An 18,473-nucleotide genomic window follows, 5' to 3' on the forward strand; every position below is an offset into this window, starting at 1 on the left:
GATATGTACAGGCTTGTATTAACTGTTTTGCTTTTGTATCCATTCTCAACCTTTGCCACATGCGTGTTAAATACGAGTGATACAAGCATGTTGCAACAGGAGCAAACAGTTCAAATTCCGTTGAATCATCAGATGATATCGGTTGGGCAGGATATGCCTGTGGGTTCCGTAATATACAGTCAAACTTATCGATCAGGGTTAAGTAATTATAAAGTATCCTGTGCCAGTAGTGGTGGTTATTTTCGAGTCAGTCGACAAATAATTTATACGCCTATGCCTGTTTCAGGATATTCTGGAGGGGCATATACAAAAGTATACGAGACGGGTATTCCTGGAGTAGGTGTTAGTATATGGAATGGTGGTATGAATATGTGGCCCAATGAGTCGATAACATGTACCGGGCTTGATGGGATTAATTGTACGATAAGTGACCCTTATAGCGTTAACGCCTTCGACATAACATTTATAAAAACGGGCGATATCACCCCAGGACTCCTCGATGCTTCGAGTTTGCCGACGGTTTCGATAAGTCTTGGAAAGCAAACAGAGAATTATGTAAAAATTGCAACTTACTCATTTATCGGCAGCATTCAGGTTAGTACTTCAACCTGCACGACACCCGATTATACCGTCCCATTGGGGAACTGGTCACAAACAAGATTTAAGAGTAAAGGATCTGCCAGCGCGTGGGTGACCGCCAGTATTGTTTTAACAAACTGTACCAGGGCCATTGGAAATACAACGACTGGAAATGTCTGGTCGGAAAATGCCTCAGTCATAGCCGTAGGAACCTTACAACCTAACCCCTGGACTGTTTCTTTTTCCTCCGTCAGCGGCGTTATTGATGCTGATAACGGCATCATCGCTACGGAAACGTCAGCAACAGATGCTGCACAAGGGGTAGGGATACAGCTCAGCCAGGGTCTACCTGACAGCGCAGGAACTAACCTTATAAAAATCAGTGATAGTGCAATAACCGGAACGTTACCTACAACGGGAGAAACGTCATATGTCATTCCATTATCGGCGCGTATTATTCAGACCGAAGATTCTGTTGTGGCAGGTAACATAACGGGAAAGGTGGTTTACACTTTAAATTATCTGTAGTGTTCTGATATTTCCTGCCCTTTAGCCCCCTCATTTGCGATGTGGGCTGTCGCGGATGGGGGGCATTCCAGCGTTTTAAACACAACCGTACTACTGAACGCGTTTGTAGCGATCTCCGTTGTACATAAGATGATCGTCAAAAATGATGAAGTTATCCCCATTATTCGCCCACAGGAAGTTTTCCTTATCCAGCATGGCATTGATTTTTTTCGTGTTGTAATGGACGCCCGTTTCTTTATCCCATATGAGATCGGTTATTTTTACCGCATAGAAATGACGTTGCCCTGATTTCATGTCTGCTATAGAAATTTTAGCCGGGATCTTTGAATTTGTTTCCTCAATCCAATTTCCAACAAAAGCCTTTCCATTTTCCGGTTTACAGCCCGTCAGTGAAGTGATGAATAGTAACGCAATAGCATATGATGCCAGACGCATTGTCGATGCCTCTTAATCTATTTTAATAATGAAATGTTTCTGCTGACGTATTTTAGAGGAGGTGAACAGGGAGGGCAATTTGTGATCTGATGGCTTTGTTTCTTTTTTATAACGAGCATTTTCAGATAAAAATAGCCATTTTGTTATTATTGTTACTATTCCATGCTGGTATATGTGGTTTGAAGAGAGAGATGCAAGGAGAGGGCGGGGATTATTCTGTCGGTAATGATTGAGTTTTTTTGACTAAATATCATCGAATGACAGAGCGGTATTCTGCCGGGGCAGTAAAGGCCTCCGATTATAGAGGCTCTTGGAATCTCATTCTCAGCGTTTACATGCGTTTCTCCGTTTCTTACCGTAAGGGCAGGTTTTGAAAATACAGCGGACGGAGGATGTACAAAATGAATTTTCAGGTTCTTTATCGCCAGGGCAGCTGGACATGTTGTGCATGACTCGCCAGAGCGTCGGGCTATACTTGTCAATTTGTATTATATTAATCTTCCGTAATTTTTCTGATATAACAATTCCGTTTTTGTTAACCTTAATGTTATCACCGGGTTTGATAAGATATTCTCCATTATACCAGAGCAGGTATTTATGGTTATATTGCGTAATTATCTTGGTGAAAAACGTTCCAGTAATAGGGCTGACAATAGTGCCTAATGAAATCCATAATTTTGTTGTTTCCACTCATCTACCTTTTTTTACAAAGAATATACTCCCTTAAAACAGTCTATCGTTCTCTGTGATAAGTACATAATAGATATTGCCTATATATAGAATAAGCACGGGTAAGCATCTAAAAGATGTTATGTCAAATACTTACACAATGCTTTACTTTAAAATGGTTAATAATACTAATATTTACGATTGAGACAGGTCGGAAGTAAATTTTACATTCTTCGCAAAAAAAATCACCCTTAGTTTTAAGTTAAGTAAGTATTGTCTGGTTCCTCCCTTTTTATTTAATACTCTTCCCACAGGGATAATACCTCCTCAACGTTTCTTACCCCATCACGGAAATAATTGATGTGGTGTTTTTCGATAAAAAATATTTCAAGTGAGAGAGCTAAAACGAGAAATACAATAAAAAATATGAAAAGGTTTTTGATCATGGCTTACGTCTAATTGCTTCATGTAAAAAAATAAATATATTCAATAGGTTATTTTTGTTAAAAGTAAGTTAATAACCAGCGCGCTGATAAGGATGAGTCCCATACCTGTCTATCGCCTAAATAAATAATATCAACATTTTGTTGTAAATTAAACTAATGGTGTGGTTGTTGTGATCCAGCGCACCTTCTTGTGACGCGACGTGTCTGGCAGCTGTTTGCTCTGGAAAAGGCTTTTGAGTGGAAAAACAAGAACGAGAAGCGCCAGGCGGTATGCCTGGCATGAGACAACGTGCGCGGCTCAAATATTTTTTTTGCGGGGTTATACCATTTTAAAGACGGAGAATTTTTTCGTGACGGGCAACATTCGTTCGGTATCCCCGTAAAGCGCAATGGCTATAAACTCCAGAGACTCCAGAGAGGTTTCTTTCGTCGCCTGAATCTGGGCTTCAGACGACGCGCCAAGCATCGTCGTGCTGAAGTAGTTAAACGTTATGTCCGCGCCCTGACATTTTAGCAGCGCTGTTTTGAGCTGATTGCTGTTTTTTGCCTGAAGGATGACAACCGGATAATGGCTAAGATAGGCCTGTAAACCGCTTTCTTCATTCGAATAGTCATGAAAGAGCGCGTCATCCGCTTTACGCATGATCCCAGCTGCGAGGTGGGCGGTGGCATTCAAAAGTAAAGCCGGCTCCATCATACGGTTAACAACGATATAGAGTTTTTTTTGATTGTCTTCAAACATCGCGATTCCTCAATGGCAACTTACTCACCCCGCATAGCCTGCTAGCGAGATTCTCGTTTATACCGGACATGGTCAATAATGGACATGACGAAAACTATGCTGGCGGCGGGAAGCAGCCAGGCCAGCCCCTGATTATGCAGCGGCATGCTGGCGGTGAGCGAGGCCAGCCACCGTGGACCGCCTGAAGAGTTGAGCGCCTCTGCCAGACCGAACAGGAAGGTAACGAACGCGGCGGGGATAATGACCAGGGTCGTGGAATGGAATTTTTCACGAAAGAAAAATGTCAGGATGAGCACCACGAATACCGGGTAAATTGCCGTCAGGACCGGCACTGACAGATTAATCAGTTGGGTAAGCCCAATGTTGGAGATCAGCATTGAGACGATGGCAAAAAACCAGATGCAGGTGCGATAGCTGAAGCGGGTGTGATCGCTAAACCAGGAGCCGCAGGCCGATGTCAGACCGATCGCGGTGACCAGGCAGGCAAGGGTCATCAGCACGCCCAGAAAAATATCTCCGGCAGCCCCGTAGCTAAAATGCACATAGGCGCTGAGGACCTGTGCTCCGTTCGTTGCGCCCTCAATCAGCCCGCTGCTGCTTAGCCCCAGACGGAACAAGCCTGCATAAACGACGACCAGCCCCACACCCGCAATCAGACCGGAGTATAGCGCGTAGCGGGTGATAAGACGTGGGGAGGTCACGCCCCTGGACTGAATTGCCCTGACAATCACCAGCCCAAAGACCAGAGCCGCCAGCGTATCCATCGTCAGATAACCGTTAGTGATCCCCTGAGAAAAGGGGGAGGTTGCGTACAGTCCCTGGGGTGGCATTGGCGCTCCTGCCGGGATGAGCACGGCCGTGACCGTCAGGACCAGCAGGGCAATGATTTTCAAGGGTGATAAAAATTTCCCTACGGTATCGAGAAGACGTCCGGGATAGAGGGACACCAGAATCACCAGGCTAAAAAAGATTAAGCTCCACAGGGGCAACCCGCTTTTATTCACATGATAATGCTGCAATGCCAGTTCGTAAGAGACGGTGGCGGTACGTGGAATAGCAAAGATCGGACCGATACAAAGATAACAGGCAAGAGTCAATGCCATACCGCAGATGCGCCCGGTGGGACGGGTGATGGCCGACAGCGAACCGCCCGCTTTCGCCATGGCAATGGCGGTAATCACCGGCAATCCGACGCCCGTCAACAGAAAACCCATTGCCGCAAACCAGACGGATGTGCCTGCCTGTAGCCCGATCAACGGCGGAAAGATGATATTACCCGCCCCGACAAACAGAGCAAAGTTGAGAAAGCCCAGAATAAAAATGTCTCTGACGCGAAAAGTAGTCATGTTGTTGTCTTCATCAGTTCTTTGCCGTAAAGCGCCAGGAACGAGAGTGCGGTTAAGTATAAAGCACATTCTGAAACAGTCCGGACCGGGGCGAACGTGAGGCTCAGTGGTGCTCGTGATGGTGATCCCCATGATGATTATGCCAGCCGTGGGCATGCGAAGGTTCATGGTGCCATGGGCGATGGTCCGGATGATGATGATCGGAAGAATGATGATCTCTAATGACGCATCCGCTGAGCATGAGGCTCAGGGCAATTAGGGCAACGTTAAGGGATAACTGTCTGTTCAGCATACTGCTGTCCTCTCGGTGAAGATTTACGATCGGGAGGCAATGATATCCACTAAACAAAAAGTTGTATTTTCAACTTTTATTTGTTTTTGAAATTAACCGTAACAAAATGATTCAAAAAACGCATATTTGTATGAAAAAAAAGGGATTTCTCAAGAGAGGTCTGAGGGATTATGCTTGCACACCTGTGCGTTTTCAGCGAAGCAGTAAATTCTTATGTAAATAAAGTTTTCATTGTAACTTATTGTATATTAGCATTTTTGTTGGGTGTGTTTTACTTGTTTGTATATCATTTCACCTTGTTTATCTTTATGTAAAAAGCGTAATGATAAGTAATTGATATTGTCACGTAGTGGAATAAAAAGGATAGTGCGCCCTCAGGAAAAACCACATAAGGAAAATGGTCAATGAAAACGTTAATCTCTCTTACTGCCCTCCTCGGACTAGCCTCTGCTTCTGCCTTTGCTGCCACTGCACCAGAGTGCGTAAAAGCTGACAATCAGCAGATTGAAGCGCTCTTCGATAAATGGAATGCATCGCTTCAGACAGGCGATGCCCATAAAGTGGCGGATAATTACCTGAGCGATGCGGTATTGCTGCCGACAATATCAAACCAGGTCAGGCTGACGGATAAGGAGCGTGTGGATTACTTCGAGGATTTTCTGAAGAAGAAGCCGTTCGGTAAAATTGACAGCCGCACCATTCGTCTCGGCTGTAATAAAGCCATTGATACCGGGACATACACTTTTACTTTCGCGGATAAAACATCCGTAACCGCACGCTATACCTTTACCTATGCATGGGACGGAAAAGCGTGGAAAATCTCATCGCACCACTCTTCTGCGATGCCAGAAGGGTAAACCCTGCACCCCTCTCCTGGTTGGGGAGAGGGGTAACGTCTTAACGGCGAACCGGCGCCCCATCCGCCACATAATACGCCGCCGTGCTCTTCGCCAGCGGCTCGCGCCCGCGAATGGCGTCGACAATCTTCTCACCAATCATGATGGTGGTGGCGTTCAGGTTGCCAGTGATAATTTGCGGCATAATCGACGCATCTACCACGCGTAACCCTTCCAGCCCGTGAACGCGGCCTTCGCCATCGACCACCGCCATTTCGTCGTAGCCCATCTTGCAGGTGCCGCACGGATGGAAGGCGGTTTCGGCGTGGTTACGCACGAACTCGTCCAGCTGTTCGTCGGTCTGGCATTCGACGCCCGGGCTGATTTCGCGCCCACGGTATTTGTCCAGCGCGGGCTGGTGCATGATCTCACGGGTGATGCGGATCGCGTCGCGGAACTCCTGCCAGTCCTGCTCGTGGGACATATAGTTGAACAGGATCGCCGGATGCTGATGCGGATCGCGGGACTTAATCCGTACGTGCCCGCGGCTCGGCGAGCGCATGGAGCCGACGTGGCACTGGAAACCGTGTTCTTTCACCGCGTTCGAGCCGTTGTAGTTAATCGCTACCGGCAGGAAGTGATACTGAATATTCGGCCACTCGAACTCCTCGCGGCTGCGGATAAACCCGCCCGCTTCGAAGTGGTTGCTCGCGCCCACGCCTGTGCCGCCAAACAGCCACTCCGCGCCAATCTTCGGCTGGTTCCACCACTGCAGGGCAGGGTAGAGGGAAACGGGCTCTTTGCATTCATACTGAAGGTACATCTCCAGGTGATCCTGCAAGTTTTCCCCCACGCCGGGTAAATCATGTACCAGCGGGATATCAAACTGCTTCAGCAGTTCAGCGTTGCCCACGCCGGAGCGCTGGAGGATCTGCGGAGACGCAATAGCGCCCGCGCACAACAGTACCTCTTTCTTCGCTGTCGCTTTTGACGGAATGGTGCTTTCGCCTTCCAGCCACTCGACGCCCACCGCGCGCTTGCCGTCAAAGATAATGTGATCGGTCATGGCGTGGGTGCGGATGGTCAGATTCGGGCGCGGTTTGGCCTGATCCAGATAGCCGCGCGCGGTGCTGGCGCGTCGGCCCTGCGGCGTGACCGTGCGATCCATCGGGCCAAAGCCTTCCTGCTGATAGCCGTTGAGATCGTCGGTGCGCGGGTAGCCCGCCTGCACGCCTGCCTCCACCATCGCTTCAAACAGCGGGTTCACGCCCGGCTTAGAGGTGGTGACGCTCACCGGACCGTCGCCGCCGTGGTAGTCGTTCGGCCCCACGTCGCGGGTCTCTGCCTTGCGGTAGTAGGGCAGGCAGTTGAGATAGCTCCAGTGCTCCAGACCCGGTTCTTTCGCCCAGTTGTCCAGATCCATTGCGTTGCCGCGCACGTAGCACATGCCGTTGATCAGCGACGAGCCGCCCAGCCCTTTTCCGCGTCCGCACTCCATGCGGCGGTTGTTCATGAAAGGCTCTGGCTCGGTTTCATACGCCCAGTTGTAGCGCTTGCCCTGCAACGGGAAGGCTAGCGCGGCAGGCATCTGGGTGCGGAAGTCAAAGCGGTAGTCCGGCCCGCCCGCCTCAAGCAGCAGGACGGTGGTGTTCGGATCTTCAGTCAGTCGTGTTGCCAGAACGTTGCCGGCAGAGCCGGCCCCGATAATGATGTAGTCAAATTGCAAATAAACCTCCCGGTTAAAATATGGACTGGAATTTACCCATCTCAACCTGGATGGACTTCACCTGGGTGTAACTCTGAAGCGTCATGACGCCGTTCTCGCGGCCAATGCCGGAGTGTTTGTAGCCGCCCACCGGCATCTCCGCGGCGGATTCGCCCCAGGTGTTGATCCAGCAGATGCCCGCTTCGAGCTGATGAATAGCGCCGTGGGCGCGGTTCAGATCGGCGGTGACAATGCCCGCCGCCAGACCGTAGTCGGTGTCATTGGCGCGACGAATGGCCTCTTCGTCAGTGTCATAGGAAAGAATGGACATCACCGGGCCGAAGATCTCTTCGCGCACGATGGTCATGTCGTCGGTGCAGTCGGTGAACACGGTTGGGGCAACCCACGCGCCGTTATCAAAGCCGTCACCCTTCAGCACGTCACCGCCGCACAGCACGCGCGCACCTTCCTCTTTGCCTTTGGCGATGTAGCGCATCACGCTGTCGCGGTGTGGGAAGCTGACCATCGGGCCAAAGTTAGTGTTTTCATCGAACAGGTCGCCCGCGCGGATGCGGCCCACGCGCTCAACGATTTTTTGCTCAAACGCGGCTTTGAACTTCGCGGGCACGAACACGCGGGTGCCGTTGGTGCACACCTGACCGGAGCTGAAGAAGTTGGCCATCATGGCGATATCTGCCGCGAGATCCAGATCCGCATCGTCAAACACTATCAGCGGGGATTTACCGCCCAGCTCCATCGTCACCTCTTTCAGGGACGAGGCCGCCGAGTTTGCCATCACCTTTTTGCCGCTGGCGACGCCGCCGGTAAAGGAGACTTTGGCGATGCCCGGATGCTCGGTCAGGTACTGGCCGGTTTCCGCGCCCACACCCGGCAGAACGTTAAACACGCCGTCCGGCACGCCCGCTTCGGTGTAGATTTCCGCCAGTTTCAGGGCGGTAAGCGGCGTTACTTCGCTCGGCTTGAAGATCATCGCGTTGCCCGCCGCCAGCGCCGGGGCGGATTTCCACAGGGCGATCTGGATCGGATAGTTCCACGCGCCGATGCCCGCCACCACGCCCAGCGGCTCGCGGCGGGTGTAGACGAAGGAGGTCTCGCGCAGCGGGATCTGGCTGCCTTCCAGTGCCGGGATCAGCCCCGCGTAGTACTCCAGCACGTCCGCGCCGGTGACGATGTCGACGGTCGAGGTTTCAGAAAACGCTTTACCGGTGTCGAGGGTTTCCAGCGTTGCCAGCTCGTCGTTGCGCTCGCGCAGGATATCGACGGCGCGACGCAGGATGCGCGAGCGCTCCATGGCGGTCATCGCCGCCCAGATTTTTTGCCCGCGCTGTGCGCTATCCACGGCGCGGTCCACGTCTTCACGCCCGGCGGCCTGCACGCTCGCCAGAACTTCACCGTTGGCCGGGTTGATGGTCTCGAAGGTGCGACCGCTGGTGGCGGATGTATAACCACCATTGATATAAAGCTGCTGTTCTGCCATTCGGGACATGCTTCCTCCTCGGTTATTCGGTCGGTAAATGCTGGCTGATAAAGTGGCTGGTAAGCGACCGGGCCAGGGTTTTATCCAGCGGTTTGCCGCTGAGCGCGGCGCGCAGCCACAGCCCGTCAATCAGTGCGGCGAGCCCGTACCCCGCCTCTTCAGCCTGTTCACGCGGCAGTTCGCGGCGGAATTCGTACACCAGATTTGAGAGCAACCGGCGGCTGCTGACCTGCTGCAAACGATAGAGCATCGGCTGATGCATGCTGCTGGCCCAGAAGGCCAGCCAGGCCTTCATCGCCGCGCCGCTGACCTGGGTTTCATCAAAATTGCCGCCGACAATCGCCTGCAAACGCTGCTCTGCACTGCCGTCCGGCAGGGCGCGTAAACGGCTTAATACCGCATCGCGTAACTGACCGGTGATGTCGCGCATGGTTGCTTCCAGCAGACCGTTTTTATCTTTGAAATAGTGGCTGATGATGCCCGTGGACACGCCCGCCCGACGGGCGATTTGCGCGATGGTTGCGTCATGCATTCCCACTTCATTAATTGCTTCCAGCGTGGCATCGATGAGCTGCCTGCGCCGGATCGGCTGCATCCCCACTTTGGGCATTTTTGCCACTCCATTCATCAGCGTTGGTAATCTATTAAAGCGGTTTTTGATTGGACGTTCAATATAAAATGTGTCTTAATTGTTGCGATTTTGGATTTTAATAGTTACAAAAACAGTGGGGATACTGGATGACAGACCTTTCACAAGACAGAGAAAAAGACAAAATCAACCCGGTCGTTTTTTTTACGTCCGCCGGGCTGATTTTGTTGTTTTCCCTGACGACTATCTTCTTTCGTGATTTTTCTGCCGAGTGGATTGGGCGCACCCTGAACTGGGTGTCGAAGACCTTCGGCTGGTACTACCTTCTGGCGGCGACGCTCTATATCGTCTTCGTGGTCTGCATTGCCTGCTCGCGCTTCGGTTCGGTGAAGCTTGGTCCAGAGCAGTCCAAGCCCGAGTTCAGCCTGCTGAGTTGGGCCGCGATGCTGTTTGCCGCGGGCATTGGCATCGACCTGATGTTCTTCTCCGTGGCGGAACCGGTCACGCAATATATGCAGCCGCCGGAAGGGGCAGGGCAGACGATGGAGGCCGCGCGTCAGGCGATGGTCTGGACGCTGTTCCACTACGGCCTGACGGGCTGGTCAATGTATGCCCTGATGGGCATGGCGCTCGGATACTTTAGCTATCGTTATAATTTGCCCCTAACCATCCGCTCCGCGCTGTACCCGATTTTCGGGAAAAAGATCAACGGCCCGATTGGCCACAGCGTCGATATCGCGGCGGTGATCGGCACCATCTTCGGCATCGCCACCACGCTCGGGATTGGCGTAGTGCAGCTTAACTACGGGCTGAGCGTGCTGTTTGACATCCCGGATTCGATGGCGGCGAAGGCGGCGCTAATTGCGCTGTCGGTGATCATCGCTACCATCTCGGTGACCTCCGGCGTGGATAAAGGTATTCGCGTGCTCTCCGAGCTGAACGTCGCGCTGGCGCTGGGGCTGATCCTGTTCGTGCTGTTTATGGGCGACACGTCATTCCTGCTCAACGCTCTGGTACTGAACGTGGGCGACTACGTGAACCGCTTCATGGGCATGACGCTGAACAGCTTCGCCTTTGACCGCCCGGTGGAATGGATGAACAACTGGACCCTGTTCTTCTGGGCGTGGTGGGTGGCCTGGTCGCCGTTTGTCGGCCTGTTCCTGGCGCGCATTTCGCGTGGGCGCACCATCCGTCAGTTCGTGATGGGCACGCTGATCATCCCGTTCACCTTCACCCTGCTGTGGCTGTCGATTTTCGGCAACAGCGCGCTGCACGAAATTATCCACGGCAACGCAACCTTTGCCCAGGAAGCGATGGTGCACCCGGAGCGCGGCTTCTACAGCCTGCTGGCGCAGTACCCGGCGTTTACCTTTAGCGCGTCCGTAGCAACCATTACCGGCCTGTTGTTCTACGTCACCTCGGCGGACTCCGGCGCGCTGGTGCTGGGGAACTTCACTTCGAAGCTTAAAGACATCAACAGCGATGCGCCGAACTGGCTGCGCATCTTCTGGTCCGTCGCCATCGGCCTGCTGACGCTCGGGATGCTGATGACCAACGGTATCTCTGCGTTGCAGAACACCACGGTGATCATGGGCCTGCCGTTCAGCTTCGTGATCTTCTTCGTGATGGCCGGGCTGTATAAATCGCTTAAGGTGGAAGACTACCGCCGCGTCAGCGCCAGCCGCGACACCGCCCCGCGGCCGATGGGCGCGCAGGACAGGTTGAGCTGGAAGAAACGCCTGTCGCGCCTGATGAACTACCCGGGCACGCGCTACACCAGCCAGATGATGGAGACGGTCTGCTTCCCGGCGATGGAAGAGGTGGCGCAGGAGCTGAAGCTGCGTGGCGCCTACGTGGAGCTGAAAAACCTGCCACCTGAAGAGGGCGAAACCCTGGGGCACCTGGATCTGCTGGTGCACATGGGCGACGAGCAGAACTTTGTTTATCAGATCTGGCCGCAGCAGTATTCGGTGCCAGGATTCACCTACCGGGCGCGCAGCGGGAAGTCGACCTACTACCGGCTGGAGACCTTCCTGCTGGAAGGGAGCCAGGGGAATGATTTGATGGATTACAGCAAGGAGCAGGTAATTACGGATATTCTGGACCAGTATGAACGGCACCTGAACTTTATCCATCTCCACAGGGAAGCGCCGGGGAATAGCGTGATGTTCCCGGATGTCTAAACGGATTCTTAAAATACCTTCAGACTGTATATAAATGGGTCTTCCCCGATCATGGTGGGAAGGCTCAGAACGCCATATTCAGCTTTCCGTAGTGGAACATCACCCCCAGTTTAAAGCGCTCCCGGTTTCGGTATCCCCTGGCTTTTATCCTCAGCAGCCTGATCTTGCTGTTAAGTGCCTCCGCATTTCCGTTTGAGACACTGTGTCGCATCGCATTCAGGATCCCGTACAGCCTTTTTCCTATCGTTTTCGCGGCATTTTTCATCATGGGAACGTCACTGTTAGCCGCCAGCGCCAACCATCTCTGCCAGTCACTCCGTCTTTCCTCGCTCCATGGCCTGTTCCAGATATCCTTTGCCAGCTCTTTCAGCGCCCAGCACTGGCTCGTCAGCTTCATCTGTGCACGCAGCCACATCAGCTTTTCCTGCCGGGATTCGGTCATCCACTTATCGCTGTACTGCCACAGGAAGCGGGTTCCTTTTGCCTGGTGTCGGCTTTCAACAGGGAGGTGCGGATGTTCATTCTGACGGGTTTTATCAACTACCTCGCCCAGTTGCTTCGCCACATGGAAGCGGTCAAAGGCGATTTTCTCAACCGCACTGGGTAAGTGGATACGCGCTGCTCTTATATAGCCCGCGTTCATGTCCATTGAGAGCGTTTTGATAGCCAGCAACTGCCCATCAGTGAGCGTGCGAAGATAGCCGGCAAGACTCTCTGTGCCGCGATCATCCGTTAAGGCCAGCGCCCGACCATCGCGATCGGAGATCACCGTTATGTAACGATGTCCTTTTTTAAAGGCGACCTCATCCACATTCATATGACGGGCGGATAATGGCTTTTTTATCCGGGCAAGACCTCGCTTAACTGCCCGGGTCATAATGCCGTCAACCGCATTCCAACTGAGCTTAAGTTGCTTCCTGACAGCATCAACGGTGCTGATTTTCAGCCATGAGAGAACGAACGATTCGAATAGCAACGTATACCGGCTTCCGGGGCCAGCCCACGGAACAGGCAACGTCAGGCAGCCATGCTCCGGACACATAATTCGTGGAACATCGGCTTCAACAATAGTGGTGAACTGGCAGGTATCAAGATGGCGCCATTTACGATGACGGTGATCGTGAACAGAACAGGATTTACCGCAGGTCGGACAGGCTAGCCGGGTGTTTTCAGCGATCTCAATAGTGACAGTAACAGAACCGGCATTTTCATCGAGAGAAAGGGACTTTACCTGCCACGGATCGGACAGGTTGAGAATATGAGCGTAGAGGGACTTTTCGTCCATGGCGGTGACCTCTGGCGATTAAATACACCATTATCATGCCTTCAGCCACCACAACAAGGGAAGACCCATATAAATACAGTTATTTGGCGCAGCATTTCTCAAGGAAGAGTAACCATGCAGCAAGAGCCTGATGCTGAAGCATTCGGGCTTTTGCTGCGTTTAGGGAAGGAACTATGGATGAGTCATGCGATAGAGTTTATCGAAACATCACTCTTTACCCGACAGATTAAAAGCATTGCTACGGATGATGAATTAAAGGATCTGCAAAAGGAACTTATTGCCTGGCCTGATAAAGGTGACCTGATCCAGCAGACGGGGGGTTTACGTAAAATAAGGATGGCGGCAGGCTCAAAGGGAAAGAGAGGGGGGATCAGAGTGATTTACTTTCTTGCCACAGAGGAGGTGATCTATTTCATTATGGCCTATCCATAATGCATAAAGGACAGCCTGACACAGACAGAGAAAGCAGAACTTAAAAAGCTGACTTCCATTCTGAAAAATACTGCTTCCAGTGCCGTAAATTTGAGGTGTACTATGTACCCTAATCAGGCAGGTGGAGGCTGATAATGAGTATTTTTAATGAATTAAAATCTTCGCTTGAAGAGGCCGTTGAGATCCATAACGGAAGAAAAGCCGCTTCCCGGGTAACCCGCTATGAAGTTGCTGATGTGCGCGCCATCAGAGAGCAGCTCAATATCACGCAAAGCGAAATGGCGAAGGCGCTTGGCACGAGCGTCGATACGATAAAGAGCTGGGAGTCTAAACGTCGCAACCCAACCGGGCTGGCGGCGAAGGTACTTAATGTGATTCGGGAGAATCCTGCATTTTATAAGGCACTTGCCGGGCAGTGAGTCGCCCTTATGCCGGGTGGCGCTGCGCTTACCCGGCCTACAAAACTCCAAAACTGCTTTACCGTAGGCCTGATAAGCGAAGCGCCATCAGGCTCTCCCTCCGTTGACACAACTTTAATGATAATTATTTTCATTTAAATATAGCCTGTGCTATACCTTATAGCACGGGCTAATTTTGCTTTTAATTTAATCACCTCAGGAGACTTCTGCGATGCATCCACGGCAAGGATTGAAGCGTCTGTTGCTCGGCGCGCTGCTTATGACCGCGACCACAACCGGCGCGCTGGCGGCTGAAAAGTTCCAGGTCATCACCACTTTTACCGTTATCGCTGATATGGCGAAAAACGTAGCGGGGGATGCCGCAGAGGTCACTTCCATCACCAAACCGGGCGCGGAAATTCACGAATACCAGCCCACCCCGGGCGATATCAAACGCGCGCAGAAGGCGCAGCTGATCCTGGCGAACGGCATGAATCTGGAGCTGTGGTTCCAGCGCTTTTATCAGCATCTGAACGGCGTGCCGGAGGTGATTGTTACCAAAGGCATCACCCCGATGGGCATCAGCGAAGGGCCCTATAACGGCAAGCCCAACCCGCATGCGTGGATGTCGCCGGACAACGCCCTGATTTACGTCGATAACATCCGCGACGCGCTGGTGAAGTACGATCCGGCCAACGCGCAGACCTATCAGCGTAACGCCGACGCCTACAAGCAGAAGATTACCGCTACCCTTGAACCGCTGCGCAAGCAGGTCACGGCGATCCCTGAAGACAAGCGATGGATGGTGACCAGCGAAGGGGCGTTCTCCTATCTGGCGCGGGATTTGGGCCTGAAAGAGCTGTACCTGTGGCCGATCAACGCCGATCAGCAGGGCACGCCGCAGCAGGTGCGCAAGGTTATCGATCTGGTGAAAAAACATCACATTCCGGCGGTGTTCAGCGAAAGCACCGTCTCGGATAAGCCCGCTCGTCAGGTGGCGCGGGAAACCGGCGCCCATTACGGCGGCGTGCTGTACGTCGACTCTCTGAGCGCAGAAAACGGCCCGGTGCCAACCTATATCGATCTGCTGAACGTCACCACCCGCACGCTGGTGCAGGGCATCCGCGATGGGATGAAGGAGTAACCATGCAGAAGGGGATTGTTGTAACCGACGTGACCGTGACCTACCGCAACGGCCACACGGCGCTGCGCGACGCGTCGTTCAGCGTGCCGGGCGGATCGATTGCCGCCCTGGTGGGGGTGAACGGTTCCGGCAAGTCCACGCTGTTTAAGGCGGTGATGGGCTTTGTGCGGGCGGCGAGCGGCACTATCTCCATTCACGGGCTTCCGCCTCACCGGGCGCTGCGCCAGAACCTGGTCGCCTACGTGCCGCAGTCGGAAGAGGTCGACTGGTCATTTCCGGTGCTGGTCGAGGACGTGGTGATGATGGGCCGCTACGGGCATATGGGGTTTCTGCGTCGGCCTAAAGAGCGCGACAGGCAGATTGTAACCGACGCCCTGAAGCGCGTGGATATGCTTGAGCTGCGCCATCGGCAGATTGGCGAGCTCTCCGGCGGCCAAAAGAAGCGCGTGTTTCTGGCGCGGGCGATTGCCCAGCAGGGCGAGGTGATCCTGCTCGACGAGCCGTTTACCGGCGTGGACGTCAAAACCGAAGCCAGGATCATCAGCCTGCTGCGGGAGCTGCGCGACGAGGGTAAAACGATGCTGGTTTCGACCCACAATCTGGGCTCGGTCACGGAATTCTGCGATTACACGGTGATGGTCAAAGGCACCGTGCTGGCGAGCGGCCCGACGGATATCACCTTTACCGCCGAGAATCTTGAGCGCGCCTTCAGCGGCGTGCTGCGCCACGTGGTGCTCAGCGGCTCGGAAGATCGCATTATTACCGACGACGAACGCCCCTTCGTCATGCACCGACAGGAGGCCAAATGAACGCGCTTCTCGAACCCTTCGGCTACGAGTACATGCTCAACGCGATGTGGGTCTCGGCGATGGTGGGCGGGCTGTGCGCGTTTCTCTCCTGCTATCTGATGCTCAAAGGCTGGTCGCTGATCGGCGATGCGCTGTCGCACTCCATCGTGCCGGGCGTAGCGGGCGCTTACATGCTCGGACTGCCGTTCTCGCTGGGGGCGTTTTTATCGGGCGGGCTGGCGGCGGGCAGCATGCTGTTTCTCAACCAGCGCAGCCGCCTGAAGGAGGACGCCATCATCGGGCTGATCTTCTCCTCCTTTTTCGGGCTGGGGCTGTTTATGGTCTCACTCAACCCGACCTCGGTGAACATTCAGACCATCGTCCTCGGCAATATTCTCGCCATCGCCCCGGAAGATATCGTCCAGCTGGCGATTATCGGCGTGGTGTCGATAGTTATCCTGCTGTTCAAATGGAAAGATCTGATGGTGACCTTTTTTGATGAGAACCACGCCCGCGCCATCGGTCTGCGCCCGGAACGTCTGAAAATTCTCTTCTTTACGCTACTGGCGGTCTCTACCGTGGCGGCGCTGCAAACCGTCGGCGCATTTCTGGTGATCTGTCTGGTGGTTACGCCCGGTGCGACCGCCTGGCTGCTGACCGATCGCTTCCCGCGCCTGTTGATGATTGCCGTCGCCATTGGCAGCATCACCAGCTTCCTCGGTGCGTGGGCCAGCTATTACCTGGACGGCGCCACCGGCGGCATTATCGTGGTCGCCCAGACGCTGCTGTTCCTGCTGGCGTTCGTCTTTGCGCCGAAGCACGGGCTGCTTGCCAGCCGCCGTCGGGCGCGGGAGGCACATCCATGATGACGCTGCTCCTCGAACCGTTCCAGTTTGCGTTTATGAACAACGCGCTGCTGATTTCACTCCTGGTGGCCGTGCCCTGCGCGCTGCTGTCGGTTTTTCTGGTGCTGAAAGGCTGGGCGCTGATGGGCGACGCCATGAGCCACGCGGTGTTTCCCGGCGTCGTGCTGGCCTGGATGATGGGCCTGCCGCTGGCGCTGGGCGCATTCGTGGCCGGTCTGTTCTGCGCGGTCGCCACCGGATACCTGAAGGATAACAGCCGAATCAAGCAAGATACGGTTATGGGGATCGTCTTTTCCGGCATGTTCGGCGCCGGGCTGATCCTCTATATCGCCGTCAAACCTGAGGTGCATCTCGACCACATTCTATTCGGCGATATGCTGGGCATTAACGGGATGGACATTTTGCAAAGCGGTCTCGTCGCGGGGTTGATTGCGCTGGTGATTGGCCTGAAGTGGCGCGATTTTCTGCTGTTCTGCTTTGACTATCAGCAGGCGCAGGCGAGCGGCCTGCGCACCCGCTGGCTGCACTACGGCTTACTGTGCATGGTTTCGCTGACCATCGTGGCGACGCTGAAAGCGGTGGGTATAATTCTGTCGATTTCGCTGCTGATTGCCCCCGGCGCGGTGGCGGTGCTGATTACCCGACGCTTTCACATGGCGCTGCTGGTGGCGGTCACCGTTTCAGCGCTGGTTTCGGTAAGCGGCGTGTATGCCTCGTTTTATCTCGACAGCGCGCCCGCGCCGACCATTGTGGTCCTGTTCGCGTTGGTGTTTATCGTGACGTTTGTGTTGACCAGCGTGAAGGCACGTCGGCAGGAGCGTGTGACAGCAGGGTGATGACCTGTTCGCCGTGCTGCTGCCAGTGAAGGGTGAAGGCAGTGCCTTCCTCAAAGCCTGCAAGTTGACGGGTCAATGCCAGCGTAAGCGTCCTGTCGTCGAGCAGGGTAATGCGGGCGCTGTCAAAACCCATCCAGGCCTGCACCTGCGGAAAGAGGGCCTTGAACAGGCTCTCTTTGGCGCTGAACGCCAGCGTCAGGGCGAGGGCGAACGGGTATCCCGAGCGGGAAAGCACAGGTTCTTCCTGCATATCAATGATGCCGTCTTTGATTTCCCAGGCTTCGTTTTCGGAAAGGATCGTTTCACAATCGATGCCGATAAGCGCCGGGTGATGCGTGACGACGGCCATCGCCTGCGTGCCGCTGTGGGTGATGCTGCCGGAAATACCTTGCGGCCAGAGCGGTTCGCCGCTGGGTCCGATGCCTGGGATTACGCGCTCGTTTAGCGCATGCGCCGCGGCGATGCGGCCTGCCAGGTGGTCGGATTTGCGCTTGCGTCCGGCGTCAGCCAGCTGTGCGTGATGGGGGAGCCAGAGGAGATCGGCGTCGGTGAAGGTGGTGGGGTCGAAAGTGATGCGGTGAAGGGTGTGGCCGGCGAGAGAAAATGTGCTGTGGTTTGTGTGCATGGTTTTCCCTTCAGTATTGTGCGGCCTGATGCCCTCACCCCGGCCCTCTCCCAAAGGGCTGAGGGTTCCCCACAAATTAATGCGAGCACTGAGCAATCCCCTCGCCCCTCCGGGGAGAGGGTTAGGGTGAGGGGAATATACGGCGGTGGTGGTCATTCCGTTCACTTTATGTTCCTTGCTACTCTGTAACGACATGACCGGTGAACGTGCCAGGGTGGCTCAGTCGCCACCACCCTGGCGACCCGGGCTCC

The 18,473-nt window shown here is 53.9% G+C and carries 17 protein-coding genes and 1 pseudogene; 9 read left to right on the top strand and 9 right to left on the bottom strand.

Translation table 11 applies throughout. The features are described 5' to 3' along the window. Window positions 1-3 precede the first annotated feature (3 nt). Entirely contained in the window at window positions 4-1,107 is a 1,104-nt protein-coding gene (locus ACQG2Q_RS06155) for a fimbrial protein (protein ID WP_139154178.1), read from the top strand. 90 nt (window positions 1,108-1,197) lie between these two features. Here ACQG2Q_RS06155 and ACQG2Q_RS06160 read toward each other — a convergent pair whose 3' ends face one another. From ACQG2Q_RS06160 to brnQ, 4 genes are all read right to left on the bottom strand, one after another. Next, entirely contained in the window at window positions 1,198-1,542 is a 345-nt protein-coding gene (locus ACQG2Q_RS06160; RefSeq protein ID WP_063201122.1) for a hypothetical protein, read from the bottom strand. Between the two features lie 324 nt (window positions 1,543-1,866). Further along, window positions 1,867-2,232, bottom strand: a complete 366-nt coding sequence (locus tag ACQG2Q_RS06165; RefSeq protein ID WP_124304280.1) for a hypothetical protein — start codon at window positions 2,230-2,232, stop codon at window positions 1,867-1,869. A gap of 744 nt (window positions 2,233-2,976) precedes the next feature. Next, window positions 2,977-3,399 (bottom strand): DUF2000 domain-containing protein, encoded by a 423-nt coding sequence (locus tag ACQG2Q_RS06170; protein WP_063139120.1) that lies wholly within the window; start codon window positions 3,397-3,399, stop codon window positions 2,977-2,979. Window positions 3,400-3,440: 41 nt separating this feature from the next. Beyond that, window positions 3,441-4,745 carry a branched-chain amino acid transport system II carrier protein gene (brnQ, locus tag ACQG2Q_RS06175; protein ID WP_063201115.1) on the bottom strand — a complete coding sequence of 435 codons (1,305 nt, stop codon included), beginning with the start codon at window positions 4,743-4,745 and terminating at the stop codon, window positions 3,441-3,443. 696 nt (window positions 4,746-5,441) lie between these two features. Here brnQ and ACQG2Q_RS06180 point away from each other — a divergent pair. Then, window positions 5,442-5,894, top strand: coding sequence for an SgcJ/EcaC family oxidoreductase (locus ACQG2Q_RS06180; RefSeq protein ID WP_045623213.1), 453 nt, complete (start codon window positions 5,442-5,444; stop codon window positions 5,892-5,894). A gap of 40 nt (window positions 5,895-5,934) precedes the next feature. On the opposite strand, the gene betA is transcribed toward ACQG2Q_RS06180, so the two are convergent. From betA to betI, 3 genes are read right to left on the bottom strand one after another with little or no spacing between them, the layout of a single operon-like run. Then, a complete protein-coding gene (gene betA / locus ACQG2Q_RS06185; protein ID WP_063849543.1) occupies window positions 5,935-7,599 on the bottom strand; it encodes a choline dehydrogenase in 1,665 nt (554 codons plus the stop codon). Window positions 7,600-7,612: 13 nt separating this feature from the next. Beyond that, a complete protein-coding gene (gene betB / locus ACQG2Q_RS06190) occupies window positions 7,613-9,085 on the bottom strand; it encodes a betaine-aldehyde dehydrogenase (protein WP_063849546.1) in 1,473 nt (490 codons plus the stop codon). 13 nt (window positions 9,086-9,098) lie between these two features. Beyond that, entirely contained in the window at window positions 9,099-9,686 is a 588-nt protein-coding gene (gene betI / locus ACQG2Q_RS06195; RefSeq protein ID WP_063849548.1) for a transcriptional regulator BetI, read from the bottom strand. Window positions 9,687-9,814: 128 nt separating this feature from the next. Between betI and betT the strand changes: the two genes are divergently transcribed. Next, a complete protein-coding gene (gene betT / locus ACQG2Q_RS06200) occupies window positions 9,815-11,848 on the top strand; it encodes a choline BCCT transporter BetT (RefSeq protein WP_022647365.1) in 2,034 nt (677 codons plus the stop codon). A 64-nt stretch (window positions 11,849-11,912) separates the two neighbouring features. On the opposite strand, the gene ACQG2Q_RS06205 is transcribed toward betT, so the two are convergent. Further along, the gene (locus tag ACQG2Q_RS06205; protein ID WP_000343760.1) at window positions 11,913-13,133 is read right to left on the bottom strand and encodes an ISL3-like element ISKox3 family transposase; all 1,221 of its coding nucleotides are present in this window, start codon (window positions 13,131-13,133) and stop codon (window positions 11,913-11,915) included. Window positions 13,134-13,310: 177 nt separating this feature from the next. Between ACQG2Q_RS06205 and ACQG2Q_RS06210 the strand changes: the two are divergent. From ACQG2Q_RS06210 to ACQG2Q_RS06235, 6 genes and pseudogenes are all read left to right on the top strand, one after another. Continuing rightward, window positions 13,311-13,697, top strand: a pseudogene (locus tag ACQG2Q_RS06210) (type II toxin-antitoxin system RelE/ParE family toxin). Window positions 13,698-13,699: 2 nt separating this feature from the next. Further along, a complete protein-coding gene (gene nadS, locus ACQG2Q_RS06215) occupies window positions 13,700-13,984 on the top strand; it encodes a NadS family protein (RefSeq protein ID WP_003858821.1) in 285 nt (94 codons plus the stop codon). 211 nt (window positions 13,985-14,195) lie between these two features. Further along, on the top strand, window positions 14,196-15,107 hold the full coding sequence (sitA, locus tag ACQG2Q_RS06220) for an iron/manganese ABC transporter substrate-binding protein SitA (protein WP_032624705.1): 912 nt from the start codon (window positions 14,196-14,198) through the stop codon (window positions 15,105-15,107). Window positions 15,108-15,109: 2 nt separating this feature from the next. Further along, window positions 15,110-15,916 carry an iron/manganese ABC transporter ATP-binding protein SitB gene (gene sitB, locus ACQG2Q_RS06225; RefSeq protein WP_063849550.1) on the top strand — a complete coding sequence of 269 codons (807 nt, stop codon included), beginning with the start codon at window positions 15,110-15,112 and terminating at the stop codon, window positions 15,914-15,916. Beyond that, window positions 15,913-16,761 carry an iron/manganese ABC transporter permease subunit SitC gene (gene sitC, locus ACQG2Q_RS06230; protein ID WP_022647369.1) on the top strand — a complete coding sequence of 283 codons (849 nt, stop codon included), beginning with the start codon at window positions 15,913-15,915 and terminating at the stop codon, window positions 16,759-16,761. Before sitB ends, sitC begins: the two co-directional genes overlap by 4 nt. After that, window positions 16,758-17,597: a metal ABC transporter permease gene (locus ACQG2Q_RS06235; RefSeq protein ID WP_063849552.1), complete on the top strand. Its 840-nt coding sequence runs from the start codon at window positions 16,758-16,760 to the stop codon at window positions 17,595-17,597. Before sitC ends, ACQG2Q_RS06235 begins: the two co-directional genes overlap by 4 nt. Here the strand turns inward: ACQG2Q_RS06235 and entD are convergent. Continuing rightward, window positions 17,533-18,222 (bottom strand): enterobactin synthase subunit EntD, encoded by a 690-nt coding sequence (entD, locus tag ACQG2Q_RS06240; protein WP_063849554.1) that lies wholly within the window; start codon window positions 18,220-18,222, stop codon window positions 17,533-17,535. The genes ACQG2Q_RS06235 and entD overlap by 65 nt on opposite strands. Window positions 18,223-18,473 lie beyond the last annotated feature (251 nt).

The organism is Enterobacter cloacae complex sp. 370H10 (assembly GCF_050031535.1).
GTDB classification, from domain to species: Bacteria; Pseudomonadota; Gammaproteobacteria; order Enterobacterales; family Enterobacteriaceae; genus Enterobacter; species Enterobacter intestinihominis.

Coding starts and splice junctions, on each gene's coding strand:
- ACQG2Q_RS06180 (WP_045623213.1), top strand. CDS start 5,442: ATGAAAACGTTAATCTCTCTTACTGCCCTCCTCGGACTAGCCTCTGCT.
- betI (WP_063849548.1), bottom strand. CDS start 9,686: ATGCCCAAAGTGGGGATGCAGCCGATCCGGCGCAGGCAGCTCATCGAT.
- sitA (WP_032624705.1), top strand. CDS start 14,196: ATGCATCCACGGCAAGGATTGAAGCGTCTGTTGCTCGGCGCGCTGCTT.
- ACQG2Q_RS06155 (WP_139154178.1), top strand. CDS start 4: ATGTACAGGCTTGTATTAACTGTTTTGCTTTTGTATCCATTCTCAACC.
- sitB (WP_063849550.1), top strand. CDS start 15,110: ATGCAGAAGGGGATTGTTGTAACCGACGTGACCGTGACCTACCGCAAC.
- betB (WP_063849546.1), bottom strand. CDS start 9,085: ATGTCCCGAATGGCAGAACAGCAGCTTTATATCAATGGTGGTTATACA.
- nadS (WP_003858821.1), top strand. CDS start 13,700: ATGAGTATTTTTAATGAATTAAAATCTTCGCTTGAAGAGGCCGTTGAG.
- ACQG2Q_RS06205 (WP_000343760.1), bottom strand. CDS start 13,133: ATGGACGAAAAGTCCCTCTACGCTCATATTCTCAACCTGTCCGATCCG.
- sitC (WP_022647369.1), top strand. CDS start 15,913: ATGAACGCGCTTCTCGAACCCTTCGGCTACGAGTACATGCTCAACGCG.
- betT (WP_022647365.1), top strand. CDS start 9,815: ATGACAGACCTTTCACAAGACAGAGAAAAAGACAAAATCAACCCGGTC.
- ACQG2Q_RS06170 (WP_063139120.1), bottom strand. CDS start 3,399: ATGTTTGAAGACAATCAAAAAAAACTCTATATCGTTGTTAACCGTATG.
- brnQ (WP_063201115.1), bottom strand. CDS start 4,745: ATGACTACTTTTCGCGTCAGAGACATTTTTATTCTGGGCTTTCTCAAC.
- entD (WP_063849554.1), bottom strand. CDS start 18,222: ATGCACACAAACCACAGCACATTTTCTCTCGCCGGCCACACCCTTCAC.
- ACQG2Q_RS06160 (WP_063201122.1), bottom strand. CDS start 1,542: ATGCGTCTGGCATCATATGCTATTGCGTTACTATTCATCACTTCACTG.
- ACQG2Q_RS06235 (WP_063849552.1), top strand. CDS start 16,758: ATGATGACGCTGCTCCTCGAACCGTTCCAGTTTGCGTTTATGAACAAC.